Raw genomic sequence first — 16,543 nt, 5'->3', positions numbered from 1 at the left:
CCTCTCGTGCGGCTCGCTTCGTTCCAGCCGATTCCCCGCCGGCCCGCAACCCTTATCCCCCTACCCCTCCGCCGCCACCCGCCGCGCCACCGCCTCCCGCCAGGCGACCGCGCTCACCGCCGCCATGATGATCCCGCCGCCCAGGATCACCCAGCCGTCCACCGGCTCCCCGAAGGCCACGGCCCCCAGCAGGACCGACCACACCAGTTGCAGGAACGTCGCGGGCTGCGTCGCCCCGGCGGGCGCGGCCGCGAAGGCCCGCGTCATGCAGTAATGCGCCAGCGTGGCAAAGCAGGCCGTCCCGAAGAACCAGCCGATCTCCGCCCAGCCCACCGGCACCCAGACGGCCACCGCGAAGGGCAGCAGCCCCAGCGTCACCGTCGCCGACAGCATCCCCACGACCACCGTCGCCGGCACCTGCCCCGACAGCCGCTTGGCCACCAGGTAGCCCGAGGCCAGCAGCAGCGACGCCCCCAGCATGGCGACGTGCCCCGGCTCCACCGCCCGCAGCCCCGGCCGCAGGATCACCAGCGCGCCGACCAGCGCCGCCCCGACCGCCAGCAGCCGCCGCGCCTCCCACCGCTCCCCCAGGAACAGCGCCGCGCCCAGCGTCACGTAGATCGGGTTCAGGTAGTTCATGGCCGTCACCTCGGCCAAGGGGATGCGCGTCATGGCGAAGAACCAGAGCAGCACCCCCAGCGTGTGCACCGCCCCCCGCAGGGCGCAGAGCCGCGCCTGCCCCGCCGTCACCCCCGTCCGCCACAGCGGCCAGAGCATCGGCACCGCGAACGGGAGCCCCAGCGCGAAGCGCAGGAACGCCGACTGCGCCGCCGGCACGTCCGATCCGACGTGCTTCACGATGGCCGTCATGCCGACGAAGAACAGCCCCGACAGCACCATCCAGACGATCCCGGCAAGAGGCCGCGTCACGGCGGCCCCTCCCCGCGGGGCCGCCGTCACGACTCCGCGTAGGCGGCCATGGCCTCGTCCGAGGTCTCCATGTTCGTCGTGACGTTCTGCACGTCGTCGTCGTCCTCCAGCACCTCGATCAGCCGCATCAGCTTCTCGAAGACCTCGCCCTCCACGGGCGTCGTCAGCTTGGGCCGCCAGACGAACTTGGCCGTCTCCGACTCGCCCAGGGACGCCTCCAGCGCCGCCGAGACGGTGCCCAGGTCGTCCTCGCCGGTGGTGATCCAGTGGCCCTCCGCGTCGGACTCCACGTCCTCCGCGCCCGCCTCCAGCGCCGCCATCATCACGGAATCGGCGTCCCCGGCCTCGGCCTTGTAGAAGATCTCGCCCTTCCGCTCGAACTGGAAGGCGACCGAGTTGGTCTCGCCCAGGTTCCCACCGTTCTTGGTGAAGGTGGACCGCACGTTCGACGCCGTGCGGTTGCGGTTGTCGGTCAGCGCCTCGACGATCACCGCCACGCCGCCGGGGCCATAGCCCTCGTAGCGGATCGATTCATAGGATTCGGCGTCGCCGCCCTGCGACTTCTTGATGGCGCGGTCGATCACGTCGCGCGGCATCGAACTCGACCGCGCCTCCTTCACCGCCAGCCGCAGGCGGGGGTTCTTGTCGGGGTCCGGGTCGCCCATCTTGGCCGCGACGGTGATCTCCTTGGACAGCTTGGAGAACAGCTTGGACCGCAGCTTGTCCTGCTTGCCCTTGCGATGCTGGATGTTGGCCCATTTGGAATGGCCGGCCATGGGCGTGATCTCCCGAGACGATGCGACGAAATTGACCGCGCTCCTCTAGCGGCCCCGCCGCGAAGCCGCAAGCCGGACCCCCGCCCCCGCCCGATTCGCACAACCTCCGGGGGCGTTGCGCGGATCGGGCCCTGACCGTTCGTTGCCGTCGGACGGCGTTAATCCTTCGGGCGCACTCTCCTCGCACGCAACAAGGGAGTCCGCCGTGCCTGATCGCCTGTCCATCCTCGCCATGCTTCACGGCCCTTGGGCCGCGATTCCGCGCGCCCTGGCGTCACAGGCTCCAGACCAGCGGGATCACCAGGCTCGCCACCACCCCCATCAGGATGTTGAGCGGGATGCCGATCTTCAGGAAGTCCCCGAAGCGGTAGCCCCCCGGCCCATAGACCAGCAGGTTGCACTGGTAGCCGATGGGCGTCGCGAAGCCGAAGGACGCCCCCAGCATGATCGCCACCAGCACCGGCCGGGGGTCGAGGCCCAGGGTCTGCGCCAGCCCGATGGCCACCGGCGTCACCACCACCGCGACGGCGTTGTTGCTCAGCAGCTCGGTCAGGAGCGAGGTCAGCGCGTAGATGGCGAAGATCAGCAGCACCGGGCTCCAGCCCGTCATGTGCGGGGCCACGGCGTCCACGATCAGCTCCACCGCGCCCGAATGGTCCAGCGCCGCCCCCACCGCCAGCATCGCGAACAGCATCGCCATCAGCCGCCCGTCCACGAAGCCGAAGGCCTCGTCGGCGTCGATGCAGCCCGTCGCCAGCACGACCGCGACGCCCAGCAGCGCCAGGATCTCGATGGGCGCGACCTCGATGGCCGACAGCCCCACCACGGCGGCCAGCGTCGCGATCACGATGGGCGCGTGGCTCCGGCGGTAGGCGCGGCTCGCGGGATGCGCGATGTCCACGAGGTTCTGGTCCTGCGCCAGCCGCTGGATGTCCTCGGCCGTCCCTTCCAGCAGCAGCGTGTCCCCCGGCCGCACCACCACGTCGTCGAGGTGCGACGCGAAGTTCTTGTCCCGCCGGTGCACGGCCAGCGGATAGACCCCATAGCGCCGCCGCAGCCGCAGGTCGCCCAGCCGTCGCCCGACCATCTTGCAGTCCGCCGCGATCAGCGCCTCCACGGTCGTCGTCGGCACCGAGGAGAGCTGGTCCACGCGCCGCAGCGACTTGTCGCGCTGGAGCGACAGGAGCTCCGTCATCGCGGTCCGCAGCACCACCCGGTCCCCGGCCTGGAGCGTCACGCGCTCGAACTCGCGCCGCAGCGAGGCGTCGCCCCGGATCACGTCCACGAGCCGCACCCCCTCGCGCCGGAAGAGCTGGACCCCCAGCACCTCACGCCCGATGAGGTTGGACCCCTCGGGGATCACCACCTCGGTGAAGTAGCGCATCCTCGACCGGTCGGTCAGGAACCCCGCCGTGCTCATCCGGTCGGGCAGCAGCCGCGGCCCCAGCAGCGCGAGGTAGATCATCCCCGCGATGGCGACCGGCAGGCCGACCGGCGTGATCTCGAAGATGTGGAAGGGCTCCAGCCCCGCCTGCCGCGCCACCCCGTCCACGACGAGGTTCGTGGACGTGCCGATCAGCGTGCAGGTGCCCCCCAGGATCGACAGGTAGCTGAGAGGGATCAGCAGCTTGGACGGCGCGAGGTTCATCTGGCGGGCAAGCTGGATGAACACCGGCAGCATGACCACCACGATGGGCGTGTTGTTGACGAAGGCCGAGGTGGCGACGACCCCCAGGCAGATCAGGCCCAGCGTCAGCCGGGGCCGCAGCTTGACGTGCTTCTCGGCCAGCGTGCCGATGAAGTGCAGCCCCCCCGTCCGCACCAGCCCCCCCACGAGGATGAGCATGGCGGCGATGGTCCAGGGCGCGCTGTTGGAGAAGACCTCCAGCGCCTCCTCCTGCGGCAGGATGCCGGTGACCAGCAGCACCGCCGCGCCGACGATGGCCACGACCTCGACGGGCAGGCGTTCCCACAGGAAGGCCGCGAGCATGAGCACCATGACCACGAGGGCGGCCACGGGCTGCATCTCGGCCGGGAGGGCGAGTCCGAACATCGGGAACCTCTCAGGAACGGGGCCAAGCCGCGACGGGACGGCTCAGGGCGTGGCCTCGGACAGCCGGCCGCCCAGCCGGACGGGGAGGGCGCGCGTGGCGCGGCCGGTGCGGTCCTCGGTCTCGACGTAAAGGCCCGACAGCGTGGCCTCGCCCAGCGCGGGGGTGAATCGGTCGCGGCCCATGCCGGTGATGAACCGGCGCATGGGCTCCTCCTTCTGCATCCCGATGATGGAATCGTAGTCGCCGCACATCCCGGCGTCGGACTGGTAGGCCGTGCCGCCCCCGTGGATCACCACGTCGGCGGTCGGCACATGGGTATGCGTGCCCACGACCACGCTCGCCCGTCCGTCGCAGTAATGCCCCAGCGCCATCTTCTCGGACGTGGCCTCGGCATGAACGTCGATCAGCGACGCCTGCACCAGCCCGCCGCGCGGATGCGCCTTCAGCACCGTGTCCACCGCCGAGAAGGGATCGTCGAAGGGCCGCTTCATGAAGACCTGCCCCAGCACCTGCGCCACCAGCACCTTGCGCCCGCCCGGCGCGTCATAGACCCGATGCCCGCGCCCCGGCGCGCCCTTGGCGAAGTTCAGGGGCCGGACGATGCGCGGCTCCTGCTCGATGAATGGGATCATCTCCTTCTGGTCGAAGGCATGATCCCCCAGCGTCACCACGTCCGCCCCGGCCTGGAGCAGCACCCGCGCGTGCTCGGGCGTCAGCCCCATCCCGCCCGAGGCGTTCTCGCCGTTGACCACCACGAAGTCGAGCCTCCACTCGGCCCGCACCTTGGGCAGCCGCTCGGCCACCGCCGCGCGCCCCGCCCGCCCCATCACGTCGCCCAGGAACAGCAATCTCATGCCCGCCTCATAGGATCGCGCGTCCCCCGAGGCAACCGCCCAGGCCCCGACATGGGCCCCGACATGGGCCCCCTCTCAGGCCCCGACGTCGACCCGGGGGGCGATGACCTCCCGTTCCGTCACGATCAGGTCCAGCGCCTCGTCCGTCGCCTCCAGCGGCAGGCCGTCGTCCTCCTGCGCGCCCCAGGCGTAGCCGATGGCGACCACCGGCCCCCGCGCCCGCAGCCTGGCGAGCGTCCGGTCGTAGAACCCGCCGCCATAGCCCAGCCGCCCGCCCCGCCGGTCGAAGGCCACCAGCGGCACCACCAGCACCTCGGGCACGACCTCCGCGCCCGTGGCCGGGACCACCGTGCCGAACCCGCCGTCAATCAGGACGCAACCGGGCGTCCACTCCCGGAACGTCAGCGGCCGGCCCATCTTCGGCGTCACCGGCACCCCCACGGGACCGTGCCGCGCCGCCTCGACCATGGCCGGGAGGGGGTCGATCTCGCTTCGCATCGGCAGGTAGCCGGCAAGCGGGCGGCCCCGGTAGGCGTGCAGCACCTCGACCAGCAGCGCGGCCGGCGCGGGATGCCCCCCCTCGAACGCCGCCTGCCGACGGGCAAAGGCGCGCGCCCGCGCCTCGGCCTTGATCGCGTCCAACCCGGTCACAGCAGCACCACCGTCGCGAGCCCCAGGAAGGCGAAGAACCCCACCACGTCCGTCACCGTGGTCACGAAGGTCCCGGACGCCAGCGCCGGGTCCACCCCGATCCGCTCCATCAGCAAGGGCACGAACACCCCCGCCAGCGCCGCCGCGAACAGGTTCACCACCAGCGCCGATGCGATCACGAGGCCCAGCGGCACCGAGCCGAACAGCAGCATCGTCATCCCCCCCAGCGCCAGCGCCAGCACCAGCCCGTTCACCAGCCCCACCGCCGCCTCGCGCCGGATCACCCGCCAGGCGTTCGACCGGGTGAGGTCGCGCGTCGCCAGCGCCCGCACCGCGACGGTCAGCGATTGCGTCCCCGCGTTGCCGCCCATCGACGCCACGATCGGCATCAGCGTCGCCAGCGCCACCAGCGCCTGGATCGTCCCCGTGAAGCGCGAGATGACCAGCGCCGCCAGCCCCGCCGTCCCGAGGTTCACGACCAGCCACGGCAACCGCCCCCGCACCGTGTCGATCACGCTGTCCGACAGCGCCCCCTCGCCCACGCCGGCGAGGCGGAGGATGTCCTCCTCGTGCTCCTCGTCCAGCACGGTCATGGCGTCGTCGATGGTGACGACCCCCACCAGCCGGTCGTCGTCGTCCACCACGGGGACCGAGATCAGATGATACTTCTCGAAGGTCCGCGCCACGTCGCCCTGCTCGTCCTCGACGTGGAAGGTGCGGAAGCTGTCCTCGGTGATGTCCCGCAGGGGCGTCTCGCGGCGCGAGCTCAGCAGCCGGCCCAGCGTGGCATAGCCGACCGGCTTCAGCCGGGGGTCGATCAGCACGACATGGTAGAACTGGTCCGGCAGCGGGACGCCGCTCCGCAGGAAGTCGATGGCCTCGCCCACCGTCCAGTGCGACGGCGCGCGCACCACCTCGGACTGCATCAGCCGCCCCGCCGAGTATTCCGGATAGGTCAGCGCCTTCTCGACGGCCACGCGGTCGGCGGCCGCCAGCGCCCCCAGCACCGCCTCCTGCGCCTCGGGCGCGAGGTCCTCCACGAGGTCCACCACGTCGTCGGTCTCGAGCTCGCGCACCGCCTCGGCCAGCTCGCCGGGGCCCAGCCCCTCAATGACCTCCTCGCGCAGCGACTCGTCCAGCTCGGACAGGATGTCCCCGTCCACGCCCCCTTTCCACAGCGCGAGGAGGTCGCGCCGCTGCCCCGGCCCGATCTGCTCCAGCAGGTCCGCGATGTCGGCCGGGTGCAAGGGGTCGAGCAGCGCGTCGAGCCGCGCCACGTCGTCGGCCTCGACGGCCTCCAGCGCCTCCTCGACCAGGCGCGGCGGCAGGCCGAACTCGTCGTCGTCCTCGTCGGGAGTCGCGCTGCCGGAACGCTCGTCCATGCCTGCCCTCCCGGTCCCGCTGGCGTCGCGCCGGACCCTACCGATTTGCGCGCCGGGGGCAACCGCGCCCCGAACCTTCGCGCCCGCCGGTTTGCGCTCGGGCCGCCCCGCCCCTACGGTGGCGGCATGACCCCGCATCTCCTCCTCGGCCAGACCCTCGCCTTCACCGGCGACCCCTTTCTCCAGCCGTGGGAGGACTGCGCCAGCCATCACGCCCACGGCGGCGTCCTGATCGAGCACGGCCGCATCGCGGCGGTCGGCGACGGCGCGATGCTCCGCGCCGCCCACCCGCAGGCGCGCGTCACCGACCACGGCGGCGACCTGATCCTGCCCGGCTTCGTGGACGCGCATATGCACTACCCGCAGACGCGCATCATCGCCTCCTGGGGCAAGCGCCTCATCGACTGGCTGAACGCCTACACCTTCCCCGAGGAGATGCGCTTCGCCGACCCCGCCTACGCTGCGACCATCGCCGGGGAGACGCTCGACCTCGCCCTCGCCCACGGCACCACGACGCTCTGCTCCTTCTGCACGATCCACGAAGCCTCCGTGGACGCCCTGTTCGACGCCGCCGCCACGCGGGGCATGCGGATCGTGGCGGGGCGCACCTGCATGGACCGCGACACCGCGCCCCCGGGCCTCCGCGACACCGCCCAGTCGGCCCACGACGAAAGCGCCCGCCTCATCGCCCGCTGGCACGGCCGGGGCCGCGCCACCTACGCCATCACCCCCCGCTTCTCGCCCACCTCCACCGAGGCGCAGCTCGACGCCCTGGGCGCCCTCTGGGCCGCGAACCCCACCTGCCTCATGCAGACCCACCTGAGCGAGCAGACCGACGAGATCGAATGGGTCCGGGGCCTCTACCCCAACGCCCGCGACTACCTCGACACCTACGAATCGCACGGCCTCCTCGGCCCCCGCGCCGTCTTCGGCCACGTCATCCACCTGGAGCCGCGCGAATCCGACCGGCTGGCCGAGGTCGGCGCGGCGGCGGTCCACTGCCCGACCTCCAACACCTTCATCGGCTCGGGCCTGTTCGACCTCGCGGGCCTCAAGGCCAGGGGCGCGACCGTGGCGCTGGCCACCGACACCGGCGGCGGGTCGTCCTTCTCCATGCTCCGCACCATGGCCGCCGCCTACGAGGTCGCGCAGCTCCGGGGCCAGGCCCTCCACCCCTCGCAGCTCCTCTGGCTGGCCTCCGAGGGCTCGGCCCGCGCGCTGCACCTTCAGGGCACCATCGGCACGCTCTCGCCGGGGGCCGAGGCCGACCTCGCCGTGCTCGACCTCGCCTCGACGCCCGCCATCGCCCAGCGCCACGCGCGGGCGACCGACATCTGGGAGGCGCTGTTCCCCACCATCATGATGGGCGACGACCGCGCCATCCGCGCCACCTGGGTCGCGGGCCGCCCCGTCCCGCGCCCGACCCGATCCGGCGCGGCCTGACGCCTCAGCAGCCGTCCGCGACGACCAGCACCCACATCCCCCCGGCCTGCCCCAGCCCATAGACGCCGTAGTTCCGCCCCAGCATGTTCGCCCGGTGCCCGGCCGAGGCCGACCAGCCCGCGAAGGTGTCCTGCACGCTGTCCTGCCCCCAGGCGATGTTCTCGGCGACGTAGCCGCGTCCCCCGCAGCCCGCGCGCCGCGCCCGCTCCACCACCGTCGATCCGTCGCGCCCGTGATGCGAATGGTAGCCGTTGGCGGCCATGTCCTCGGCAAAGGCCTGCGCCGCCCGCTTCAGGTGCCCGTCCTCGCGCAGCCCCTCCAGCCCGGCCTGCGCCCGCATCCGGTTCAGCGCCGCGCCGAAGCCCGCGACCGAGGACGCGGAGGCCGGGATCGTCTCCGAGCTCGACGACACGCTCCCCCCGGCGGGCGCGGGGTTCCGCGGGGTCGGATCGGCCATCAGGCAGCCCGAAAGCAGCCATGGCGCCAGCAGCCAGGGAACCAGTCGCATCGTCTCGCCCTCGTCTATCGATCGGGGCGAGTAGAGACTGGCATTCTGTCATTCCATAGGCGGAATCAGGGCCTTATAAGTTCCCCGGCGGGAATTGGCGCAGGCATTAGGCGAGATTTCGCGCCAATTCCGCGTGACGCCGCAATACGGCGGGAAGGTCGATGGTGCATAGGCGGCCGTCCGCCACCACTCGGCGGCCCTCCACCCACAGGTCGCGCACCCGGACCGGCCCGGCCAGCAGCAGCGCCGCCCGGTCCCAGCTCCCCGCCGCCTCGATCCCGCCCATGTCCCACAGCGCCAGGTCCGCCCGCGCGCCCACCGCGATCCGTCCGCAGTCGGGCCGCCCCAGCACCTCCGCCCCGCCCCGCGTGGCGATCCACAGCGCCTCCCGCGCGCTCATGGCATCGGCCCCCCGCGCGACCCGTTGCAGCAGCATCGCCATCCGGGCCTCGGCCACGAGGTTGCCCGCGTCGTTGCTGGCCGACCCGTCCACCCCCAGCCCCACCTTCACGCCCGCGTCGCGCATCCCCCGCACCGGCGCGATCCCCGACCCCAGCCGGCAGTTCGAGCAGGGGCAATGCGCCACCCCCGTCCCCGTCCGCGCGAACAGCGCCACCTCGCCCGCGTCCAGCTTCACGCAATGCGCGTGCCACACGTCCGGCCCGGTCCAGCCGAGGTCCTCGGCATACTGCCCTGGCCGGCAGCCGAACCGCTCCAGCGAATAGGCCACGTCCTCGTCGTTCTCGGCGAGGTGGGTGTGCAGCATCACCCCCTTGTGGCGCGCGAGCACCGCCGCCTCGCGCATCAGGTCCCGGCTGACCGAGAAGGGCGAGCACGGCGCGACCCCCACCCGCAGCATCGCCCCCTCGGCCGGATCGTGGAAGGCGTCGATGACGCGGATGCAGTCCTCCAGGATCGCGCCCTCGGCCTCGACCAGCGAATCGGGCGGCAGCCCCCCCTGGCTCCGCCCGATGCTCATGGCCCCCCGCGTCGGATGGAACCGCAGGCCCACCTCCCGCGCCGCCGCGACCGTATCATCCAGCCGCGCCCCGTTCGGGAACAGGTAAAGATGGTCCGATGTCAGCGAGCAGCCCGACAGCGCCAGCTCCGCCAGCCCGACCTGCGCCGAGACGAACATCTCCTCCGGCCCGAACCGCGCCCAGATCGGATACAGCGTCTCCAGCCAGCCGAACAGCAGCGCGTCCTGCGCCGCCGGCACCGCCCGCGTCAGCGTCTGGTACAGATGGTGATGCGTGTTCACGAGGCCCGGCGTCAGCAGGCACCCCGCCGCGCTCACCACCTCCGCCCCCGGCGCGACCAGCCCCGGCCCGACCTCGGCCACCACGCCGCCCCGCACCAGCACGTCGCACCCGGCGATCTCGCGCCCGGCGTCGTCCATGGTCAGGCACAGGTCCGCGCCGCGAATGAGCAGGTCCCGCACGCCCTACCCCGCCAGCAACGCCATCGCCTCGGCGTGGACCGCCGCGTTGGCCGCCGCGAGCATCCGCCCGCCCCCGTGCGCCGGTGCCCCATCCCACCCCGTCGCGAGGCCCCCCGCCGCCGTCACCACGGCGATGGGCGCCCCCACGTCATAGGGCTGCAACCCCGCCTCGATGACCAGATCCACCTGCCCCGCCGCCAGCAGCGCATAGGCGTAGCAGTCCATCCCATACCGCACGAGCCGCGCGCCCTCGGCCACCCGCCGGAACGCCGCCCGCTCGGCCTCCGTGCCGATCTCGGGAAAGGTCGTCAGCACCGTCGCCTCGGCCAGCGGACGCGGCCCCCCCGTCCGCAGCGCCGCCCGCCCCTGCGGGCCGTCGAGCCTCGCCCGCCCGAAGCCGCCCTCGAACCGCTCGCCGATGTAGGGCTGGTCGATGATCCCGAACAGCGGCCCGCCTGCGTCCGCCACCGCCACCAGCACCCCCCAGGTCGGCGTCCCGCTGATGTAGCCCCGCGTCCCGTCGATGGGGTCGAGCACCCAGGTCAGCCCGCTCGCGCCCGCCGTGCTCCCGTATTCCTCGCCCAGGATGCCGTCCTCCGGCCGCTCCCGCGCCAGCACCGCCCGCATCGCCCGCTCGGCGGCGCGGTCCGCCTCCGTCACCGGATCGAACCCGCCGCCCAGCCGCTTGTTCTCGGCCGAAAGCCCCGTCCGGAAATGCCGCAGCGTCTCGGGCCGCGCCGCGTCGGCCAGCGCGTGGGCCGTCCGGATCAGCGCGTCCCGAAGGTCGGGACCGATGGTGTCGCGCATGGGCCGCCCCCTTCCCTCGATCGGGACAGGGTGCGCGGCCCGCGCGGCGGGGTCAAGCTCAGGCCGCGTCGCTCAGCACGCGGGCGAGGTCGAACAGCCGCCGCCGCTGCGCCTCGGGGATCGCGTAGTAGGACCGCAGCAGCTCCAGCGCCTCCCGGTCCGACAGGATGTCGTTGGGCATGTCGCCCGAGCTGACCAGGCCCGGCTGCGCCTGCCCGTCCATCCCCTCGAAGAAGAACGACACCGGCACGTTCAGCGCCCCGGCGATGTCCCAGAGCCGCGAGGCGCTGACCCGGTTCGCCCCGGTCTCGTACTTCTGGATCTGCTGGAACTTGATGCCCACCTTGTCGGCCAGCTGCTGCTGGGTGGTGCCCAGGGTCCATCTGCGGTGCCGGATCCGCTTGCCCACATGAATATCGACGGGATGCTTCATCTCGTGCCTCATTGTGCCAAAACCCTACGCGACAGACCCAGGACGGGCTCACAACCGGCAACCGATGGCCCCGGCGACGGAAGTTCCACGTGACGACTCCACATAGGATACACCTAAACACGGATAGGTTGAACAAGTCACCTTGGCCTTTTGGACAGGTGGAGCGGGCGCGGAATCCCGCCGTCAGGCCGGATGGCTCCGCGCCATCTCGCCCAGGGCGGGACGGGGCCTCGGAAGGCCGATGGACCGATACTCCTTGCGGATGAGATCCACGAGGTCCGCCTGCGCCGGCGACCGGGCGGGGTCGCGGGCATAAAGGTTGACGTGCACCGACCACAGCCCCGGCAGGGCGCCCCCATGGTCGATCCGCTCCAGGTGCGGGGGCTCGTTGCCCTCGATCACGACATGGACGGCCAGATCCGCGCTCACCGTCGCCTCGACCGTCCGGCTGGAGTTGCTTTCGACCGCCATCTCCCAGGGCAGGCCGGCCCGGTCCAGCGCCCGCTGGGCGCCCGCGCGGAAGATGCAGCTCGATTCGAAGGCCAGCCGCAGCGGGCGCGACCGCCAGGCCTGCCCGCCGGGGGCGCCGACCCAGACCAGCGGCCGCGTCGCCAGCGTCTCGCCGCCGGGCCCCACGTGGTCCTCGGTGGTCAGGATCACGTCCACCTCGCCGCGCTGGAACTCCTCGCGCAGCTTCATCGTGAAGGACGACAGCAGGTTCACCCGCAGCCGGGGATACTCCACCGCGAATCGCTGGAGGACGCCGGGGATCGCCGGATAGACGATGTCGTGCGGCACCCCCAGCACGATCTCCCCCTCCACGTCCTGCCGCGTCAGCCGCCCCCAGGCCTCGTCGTTCAGCGCCAGCATCCGCCGCGCGTAGCTGAGGAGCTGCTCGCCCGTGGCGGTCAGCCCCACCCCCCGCCCGGATCGGTCGATGAGCGAAAGCCCCGTCGATTCCTCCAGCCGCTTGAGCTGCATCGACACCGCCGACTGCGTGAGGTTCAGAAGGCCCGCCGCCCGCGTCACCCCGCCCGCGTCGGCGACGGTGACGAGCGAGCGCAGGGCCGTCAGGTCGAGGTTGCGCGGCATATCATCTCCCCTGATCCCAGACCTCTCAAACATTCATTTTCCTTATACGGCCGGCGCGGCCATGTATCAAGCATCGGAATGGCTCCGGGCCGTGGCATCACGGACCCACGGGGCCGCAGGCCCAAGGAGACCGCCATGCCGCTCGCCGCCCTGATCCGGGGACCGCTCGCCCGGCCCCGCCCCGCCCCGCTCGCCCGCCTGCTGGCGATGCTGGCCGCCGCCCGGTCCCACCGCCAGCTCGGGCGGCTCGACGACCGCCTGCTCCGGGACGTGGGCCTGACCCGCGCCGACGCCCGGCGCGACACCGGCCTGCCGCCCTGGAACGCCCCCGGCCATTGGCTGCGGTGATCCGCCATCGGCGGCGATCGCTTCTTGAATTGCCCCGGCCCGCTTCCAATATGCTGCGACGAGGGTGCCGCCCCCCAGGCGGCGCCGAATCCGAAACATACGGGGGGTATGATGGCTGACTATTCCACGATCCGCGCGACGACGGCCGGGGCCCGGGCCGCGCGGATCGACGAAGGGCTTCGCGCCCACATGAACAAGGTCTACGGCACGATGTCCGTAGGGATGCTGGTGACCTTCGCGGTCGCCTGGGCGGTGGGCTCCTCGCCGGCGCTGCTGTCGGTGTTCCGCGACCCGGCGACGCTCCAGCCCAACATCCTGGGCTGGATCGCGATGTTCGCGCCGCTCATCTTCGTCTTCGTGATCGGCGGGGCGGTGAACCGCGTCTCGGCCGCCGCGCTCCAGGCGATGTTCTACGTCTTCTCGGCGCTGATGGGCCTGTCGATGGCCTGGATCTTCGCCGCCTTCACCGGCGTCTCCATCGCGCAGACCTTCCTCGCGACCTCGGTCGCCTTCGGGGCGATGTCGCTCTACGGCTACACGACCAAGCGCGACCTCGGCCCGCTCGGCGCCTTCCTGATGATCGGCGTCATCGGCCTGCTGGTGGTGATGATCGTCAACCTGTTCGTGCAGTCGAGCGCGATGGCCTTCGCCATCTCGGCCATCGGCGTGCTGATCTTCGCGGGCCTGACCGCCTACGACACCCAGCGCATCAAGGTCGAATACGTCCAGCACGCCTCGCATGGCGACAGCGAATGGCTCGGCAAGTCGGCGATCCTCGGGGCGCTGAACCTTTACATGAACTTCATCAACATCTTCATGTTCCTGCTCCAGTTCATGGGCAGCCAGCGCGAGTGACCCCGCGCCACGTCCCTGGACGCATCGAAAGGGCCGGCCTCGCCGGCCCTTTCTCATAGCTCCCGCTCCATCTCCACGACCGGGAAGGCCGCGCCGCCGAAGGCCAGCGTCACGGGCCGCACCTCCCGAAAGCCCAGCGCCGCGTAGAACGGCACCGCCGTCAGCGTGGACAGGCTGGACAGCCGCGCCATCCCCGCCCCGCCCGCCTCCGCCATCACCCGAGCCATCACCCTCCGCCCGATCCCCCGCCGCGCCGCCCGCGCGTCGGTGGCGACGTGGCGCACGTGGCCCCGGCCCGGCATCGCCGCCCCGCCCCCCGGCGGCTCCGCCGACCAGCCGCCGGCCCCCAGGAGGACGCCCCCCTCCTCCGCCACGAAGTAGCGCCCCGAGGCCAGCAGCCCCGGCTGCGCCCGCGCCATGCGCGGCAGCGCCAGCACCAGGGTCGAGGGCGGATAGTCCCCCCGCAGCAGCGGCCCGTAGGACCGCCCCAGCAGCGCGTCCACGGCGCCGATGTCGGACAGGGTGGCGGGTCGGACGAGGATCATGGCGCGGGCATCCGGCCCGAGCGTCGCACGCCCGCCCCGTCCCGCCAAGCGGAGGCGCGACGCCCGGCCCCCGATCCCGGCGGGGCCCGATGCGGCGATGTCCGAACATGGCCCGCAGATGTCCGGACATGATGCGCGATTGTCCGGACATTCCCGGATCAAGTCCGGACATCATATGTCCGGACATTACGCAAAGATCAGGTCCGGACATGGTCACGGAAAAAGGGGCCGCGCCTCGCCGGCGCGACCCCCGATCCGTCCCGGCCCCGGCGGGGCCGGAGGCGGCTCAGATCACTTGATCTTGCCTTCCTTGTACTCGACGTGCTTGCGCACGACGGGGTCGTATTTCCGCACGGTCATCTTCTCGGTCATGGTGCGGGCGTTCTTCTTGGTGACGTAGAAGTGCCCGGTCCCCGCCGAGGAGTTGAGGCGGATCTTGATGGTGGTCGGCTTGGCCATGTCGTCTCTCCCGTCGCGGGAGGAGGCCCGCGTGAATCTCGGATGAAGCCCGCCTTTTAGCCACGCCTCGGGCGTAGTCAACCCGAAAGCGGCGGGCCAAGGGATGCGCGGATGGCCTGTAAGCCGGATTCTGTCCGGGGCGTCGCCGCCCCTGGATGACCATTCCTCTGGACCCGCCGTTGCCGGCGGGCCTCGAGCTGCCAACCCGGGCCCCTCGGGTTGAAGCGTCCCTGTCCTCGCGGACGCGGGGCCCCTATTTGGCATTGCTCCCGGTGGGGCTTGCCGTGCCGGTCCGGTTGCCCGTCCCGCGGTGGGCTCTTACTCCACCGTTTCACCCTTGCCTGCGACGGATCGCCGGCGGTCTCGTTCTCTGTGGCGCTTTCCCTCGGGTTTCCCCGGCCGGGCGTTACCCGGCACCGTGCTTTCCGGAGTCCGGACTTTCCTCGTGGACCCTGCGGCCCCCGCGATCATCCAGCCATCCGCGCCCCCCGCGCTTAGGCCCCGCAGGCCCGGCGGTCAACGGGAAAGCGCCGCCCAAGGTCGAGCGCCGCCCCGGCGTCGTGGGTCGAAAGCGGGCCGGTGGCCCAGGGGCGGAACCGCAGCCGGAAGGCGTCCCGCAGCCGATCCAGCGGCAACGCCGGGTCGTAGCCGAAGGCGCGGAGCGACGGCGAGAAGGCCTCGACCTCCGCCTCCCCCCCTTCCGGCCAGACCGACAGCCCGGCGCGGGCGAGCCTCCGCCAGTCGAAGCGCGGGCCGGGATCGGCCTTGCGGGCGGGCGCCATGTCGGAATGTCCGATCACCCGCTCGGGCGGGATCGACCAGCGCGACAGGACGCCCTCCAGCAGCCGCTCCAGCGCCGCCATCTGCCGATGCGCGAAGGGATGGTCGCCCCGGTTCGCGAGCTCGATCCCGATGGAGCGCGAGTTGATGTCCCTCACCTCGCCCCAGCGCCCCGCCCCGGCGTGCCAGGCCCGCCGTTCCTCGGGCACCAGGGACAGGACCTCTCCGTCCTCGGCGATGAGGTAATGGGCCGAGACCTCGGCCAGCGGGTCGCAGAGCCGCTCCAGCGCCTCGCGGGTGGAGCGCATGGCGGTGTAGTGGATCACCACGAGGTCGGGACGGACGCCGCCCCGACGCTCGCCATGGTTCGGGGAGGGCGTCAGGTCCGGCCGACCGCCGCGCGGAAGGGCGCGGGGTCCCAGGCGCAGGCGAAGCCGTCCCCGTCGGGATCGAGCCCGCGCGCGTCCCGCTCCGGCCCGCCGCGCCGCAGGAAGTCGCGCTGCGCCTCGTCCGGCGTCCGGTAGTCGCCGCAGTTCCGCAGCATCCGCCCCTCGCGCGCCGTCAGCACGAACCGCGAATACCAGGGCTGCCCCTTGGCGTTCGGCGCGTTCAGCGCGTATTCCACGATGTTCGGGCCTGTGTCGGCCGGATGCTCGGGAAGCGCCATCGGCTGGATCACCTGATACTGCGCGGCCTGCTGGGCGCGTCGCGCGGCATCGGATTGGATGGTCTCGCGCGAGGCGACGGCCTCGAAATCCTGCTCGTCCGAGATGCCGGTCGAACTCGTCGGAACGGCCCCCATCAGGGTCGGCGCGGCATTGCTCGGCGAGGCCTCGACGCCCGAGGAGCGCAGGACGTTGACGTCGCCTGCCACGCCGCTGGACGCCACCGAGACGAGGCTGCCAGTCGCCACCCCCCCCAGGGGCGCGGAGGTCACCGGGGCCGCGCCGATGCCGGCGGCGGCAAGGCTCGCCGAAGGGATGCCGCCGGGCGGGGTCGCCAGCCCATAGGGCGAGGTCTGCGCCGCCGCCGGCGCCGAGAAGCCGCCGAGCGAGGAGGGCGAGGCCAGCGCCGCCTCGCGCTGCGGATCGGCGTAGCGGTCGGGCGATGCGCAGGCTGCCAGGAGCAGGGCCGCCGGTCCGAGTGCCAGGAATGCGCGCATGAGTCCCTCCAAGGCCGCGAGCG

18 protein-coding genes and 1 other RNA gene are annotated in these 16,543 nt (G+C 72.2%); 3 read left to right on the top strand and 16 right to left on the bottom strand.

The features are described 5' to 3' along the window. Window positions 1-60: 60 nt before the first annotated feature. From J2Z33_RS10435 to mgtE, 6 genes are all read right to left on the bottom strand, one after another. On the bottom strand, window positions 61-930 hold the full coding sequence (locus J2Z33_RS10435) for a DMT family transporter (protein ID WP_342454163.1): 870 nt from the start codon (window positions 928-930) through the stop codon (window positions 61-63). 26 nt (window positions 931-956) lie between these two features. Further along, window positions 957-1,706 (bottom strand): YebC/PmpR family DNA-binding transcriptional regulator, encoded by a 750-nt coding sequence (locus J2Z33_RS10430; protein ID WP_209840577.1) that lies wholly within the window; start codon window positions 1,704-1,706, stop codon window positions 957-959. Window positions 1,707-1,980: 274 nt separating this feature from the next. Continuing rightward, window positions 1,981-3,759, bottom strand: coding sequence for an SLC13 family permease (locus tag J2Z33_RS10425; RefSeq protein WP_209840575.1), 1,779 nt, complete (start codon window positions 3,757-3,759; stop codon window positions 1,981-1,983). Window positions 3,760-3,801: 42 nt separating this feature from the next. After that, window positions 3,802-4,614 (bottom strand): TIGR00282 family metallophosphoesterase, encoded by an 813-nt coding sequence (locus tag J2Z33_RS10420; protein WP_209840573.1) that lies wholly within the window; start codon window positions 4,612-4,614, stop codon window positions 3,802-3,804. Between the two features lie 75 nt (window positions 4,615-4,689). Then, a complete protein-coding gene (locus J2Z33_RS10415; RefSeq protein WP_209840570.1) occupies window positions 4,690-5,265 on the bottom strand; it encodes a 5-formyltetrahydrofolate cyclo-ligase in 576 nt (191 codons plus the stop codon). Beyond that, the gene (gene mgtE / locus J2Z33_RS10410; RefSeq protein WP_209840568.1) at window positions 5,262-6,647 is read right to left on the bottom strand and encodes a magnesium transporter; all 1,386 of its coding nucleotides are present in this window, start codon (window positions 6,645-6,647) and stop codon (window positions 5,262-5,264) included. Before mgtE ends, J2Z33_RS10415 begins: the two co-directional genes overlap by 4 nt. Window positions 6,648-6,773: 126 nt before the next feature. Between mgtE and guaD the strand changes: the two genes are divergently transcribed. Then, on the top strand, window positions 6,774-8,090 hold the full coding sequence (gene guaD / locus J2Z33_RS10405) for a guanine deaminase (RefSeq protein WP_209840566.1): 1,317 nt from the start codon (window positions 6,774-6,776) through the stop codon (window positions 8,088-8,090). A gap of 4 nt (window positions 8,091-8,094) precedes the next feature. Here the strand turns inward: guaD and J2Z33_RS10400 are convergent, their stop codons facing one another. The 5 genes from J2Z33_RS10400 to J2Z33_RS10380 all read right to left on the bottom strand — a co-directional run bounded on the left by J2Z33_RS10400 (window position 8,095) and on the right by J2Z33_RS10380 (window position 12,371). Next, window positions 8,095-8,598, bottom strand: coding sequence for a CAP domain-containing protein (locus tag J2Z33_RS10400; RefSeq protein ID WP_209840564.1), 504 nt, complete (start codon window positions 8,596-8,598; stop codon window positions 8,095-8,097). A 106-nt stretch (window positions 8,599-8,704) separates the two neighbouring features. Further along, window positions 8,705-10,039 (bottom strand): 8-oxoguanine deaminase, encoded by a 1,335-nt coding sequence (locus tag J2Z33_RS10395; protein ID WP_209840562.1) that lies wholly within the window; start codon window positions 10,037-10,039, stop codon window positions 8,705-8,707. Window positions 10,040-10,042: 3 nt separating this feature from the next. After that, window positions 10,043-10,846 carry an inositol monophosphatase family protein gene (locus J2Z33_RS10390; protein ID WP_209840560.1) on the bottom strand — a complete coding sequence of 268 codons (804 nt, stop codon included), beginning with the start codon at window positions 10,844-10,846 and terminating at the stop codon, window positions 10,043-10,045. 58 nt (window positions 10,847-10,904) lie between these two features. After that, on the bottom strand, window positions 10,905-11,279 hold the full coding sequence (locus tag J2Z33_RS10385) for a helix-turn-helix domain-containing protein (RefSeq protein ID WP_209840558.1): 375 nt from the start codon (window positions 11,277-11,279) through the stop codon (window positions 10,905-10,907). 183 nt (window positions 11,280-11,462) lie between these two features. After that, window positions 11,463-12,371, bottom strand: coding sequence for a LysR family transcriptional regulator (locus tag J2Z33_RS10380; RefSeq protein WP_209840556.1), 909 nt, complete (start codon window positions 12,369-12,371; stop codon window positions 11,463-11,465). 135 nt (window positions 12,372-12,506) lie between these two features. On the opposite strand from J2Z33_RS10380, the gene J2Z33_RS10375 reads away from it, so the two are divergent. Further along, on the top strand, window positions 12,507-12,719 hold the full coding sequence (locus J2Z33_RS10375) for a DUF1127 domain-containing protein (protein WP_209840554.1): 213 nt from the start codon (window positions 12,507-12,509) through the stop codon (window positions 12,717-12,719). Between the two features lie 111 nt (window positions 12,720-12,830). Then, window positions 12,831-13,574: a Bax inhibitor-1/YccA family protein gene (locus J2Z33_RS10370; protein WP_209840552.1), complete on the top strand. Its 744-nt coding sequence runs from the start codon at window positions 12,831-12,833 to the stop codon at window positions 13,572-13,574. 53 nt (window positions 13,575-13,627) lie between these two features. On the opposite strand, the gene J2Z33_RS10365 is transcribed toward J2Z33_RS10370, so the two are convergent. From J2Z33_RS10365 to J2Z33_RS10345, 5 genes are all read right to left on the bottom strand, one after another. After that, window positions 13,628-14,119 (bottom strand): GNAT family N-acetyltransferase, encoded by a 492-nt coding sequence (locus J2Z33_RS10365; protein ID WP_209840550.1) that lies wholly within the window; start codon window positions 14,117-14,119, stop codon window positions 13,628-13,630. Between the two features lie 291 nt (window positions 14,120-14,410). Then, window positions 14,411-14,578, bottom strand: coding sequence for a 50S ribosomal protein L33 (gene rpmG, locus J2Z33_RS10360; RefSeq protein WP_021098674.1), 168 nt, complete (start codon window positions 14,576-14,578; stop codon window positions 14,411-14,413). 103 nt (window positions 14,579-14,681) lie between these two features. Beyond that, window positions 14,682-15,061, bottom strand: an RNA gene (rnpB, locus tag J2Z33_RS10355) — RNase P RNA component class A. 11 nt (window positions 15,062-15,072) lie between these two features. Continuing rightward, window positions 15,073-15,741 carry an N-acetylmuramoyl-L-alanine amidase gene (locus J2Z33_RS10350; RefSeq protein ID WP_209840769.1) on the bottom strand — a complete coding sequence of 223 codons (669 nt, stop codon included), beginning with the start codon at window positions 15,739-15,741 and terminating at the stop codon, window positions 15,073-15,075. Next, a complete protein-coding gene (locus tag J2Z33_RS10345; protein ID WP_209840548.1) occupies window positions 15,738-16,520 on the bottom strand; it encodes a hypothetical protein in 783 nt (260 codons plus the stop codon). Before J2Z33_RS10345 ends, J2Z33_RS10350 begins: the two co-directional genes overlap by 4 nt. Between the last annotated feature and the right edge of the window lie 23 nt (window positions 16,521-16,543).

Origin of the sequence: Rubellimicrobium aerolatum (assembly GCF_017872975.1) — a bacterium.
GTDB lineage: Bacteria > Pseudomonadota > Alphaproteobacteria > Rhodobacterales > Rhodobacteraceae > Rubellimicrobium > Rubellimicrobium aerolatum.
This window is presented reverse-complemented; position numbering and strand designations above follow the sequence as displayed.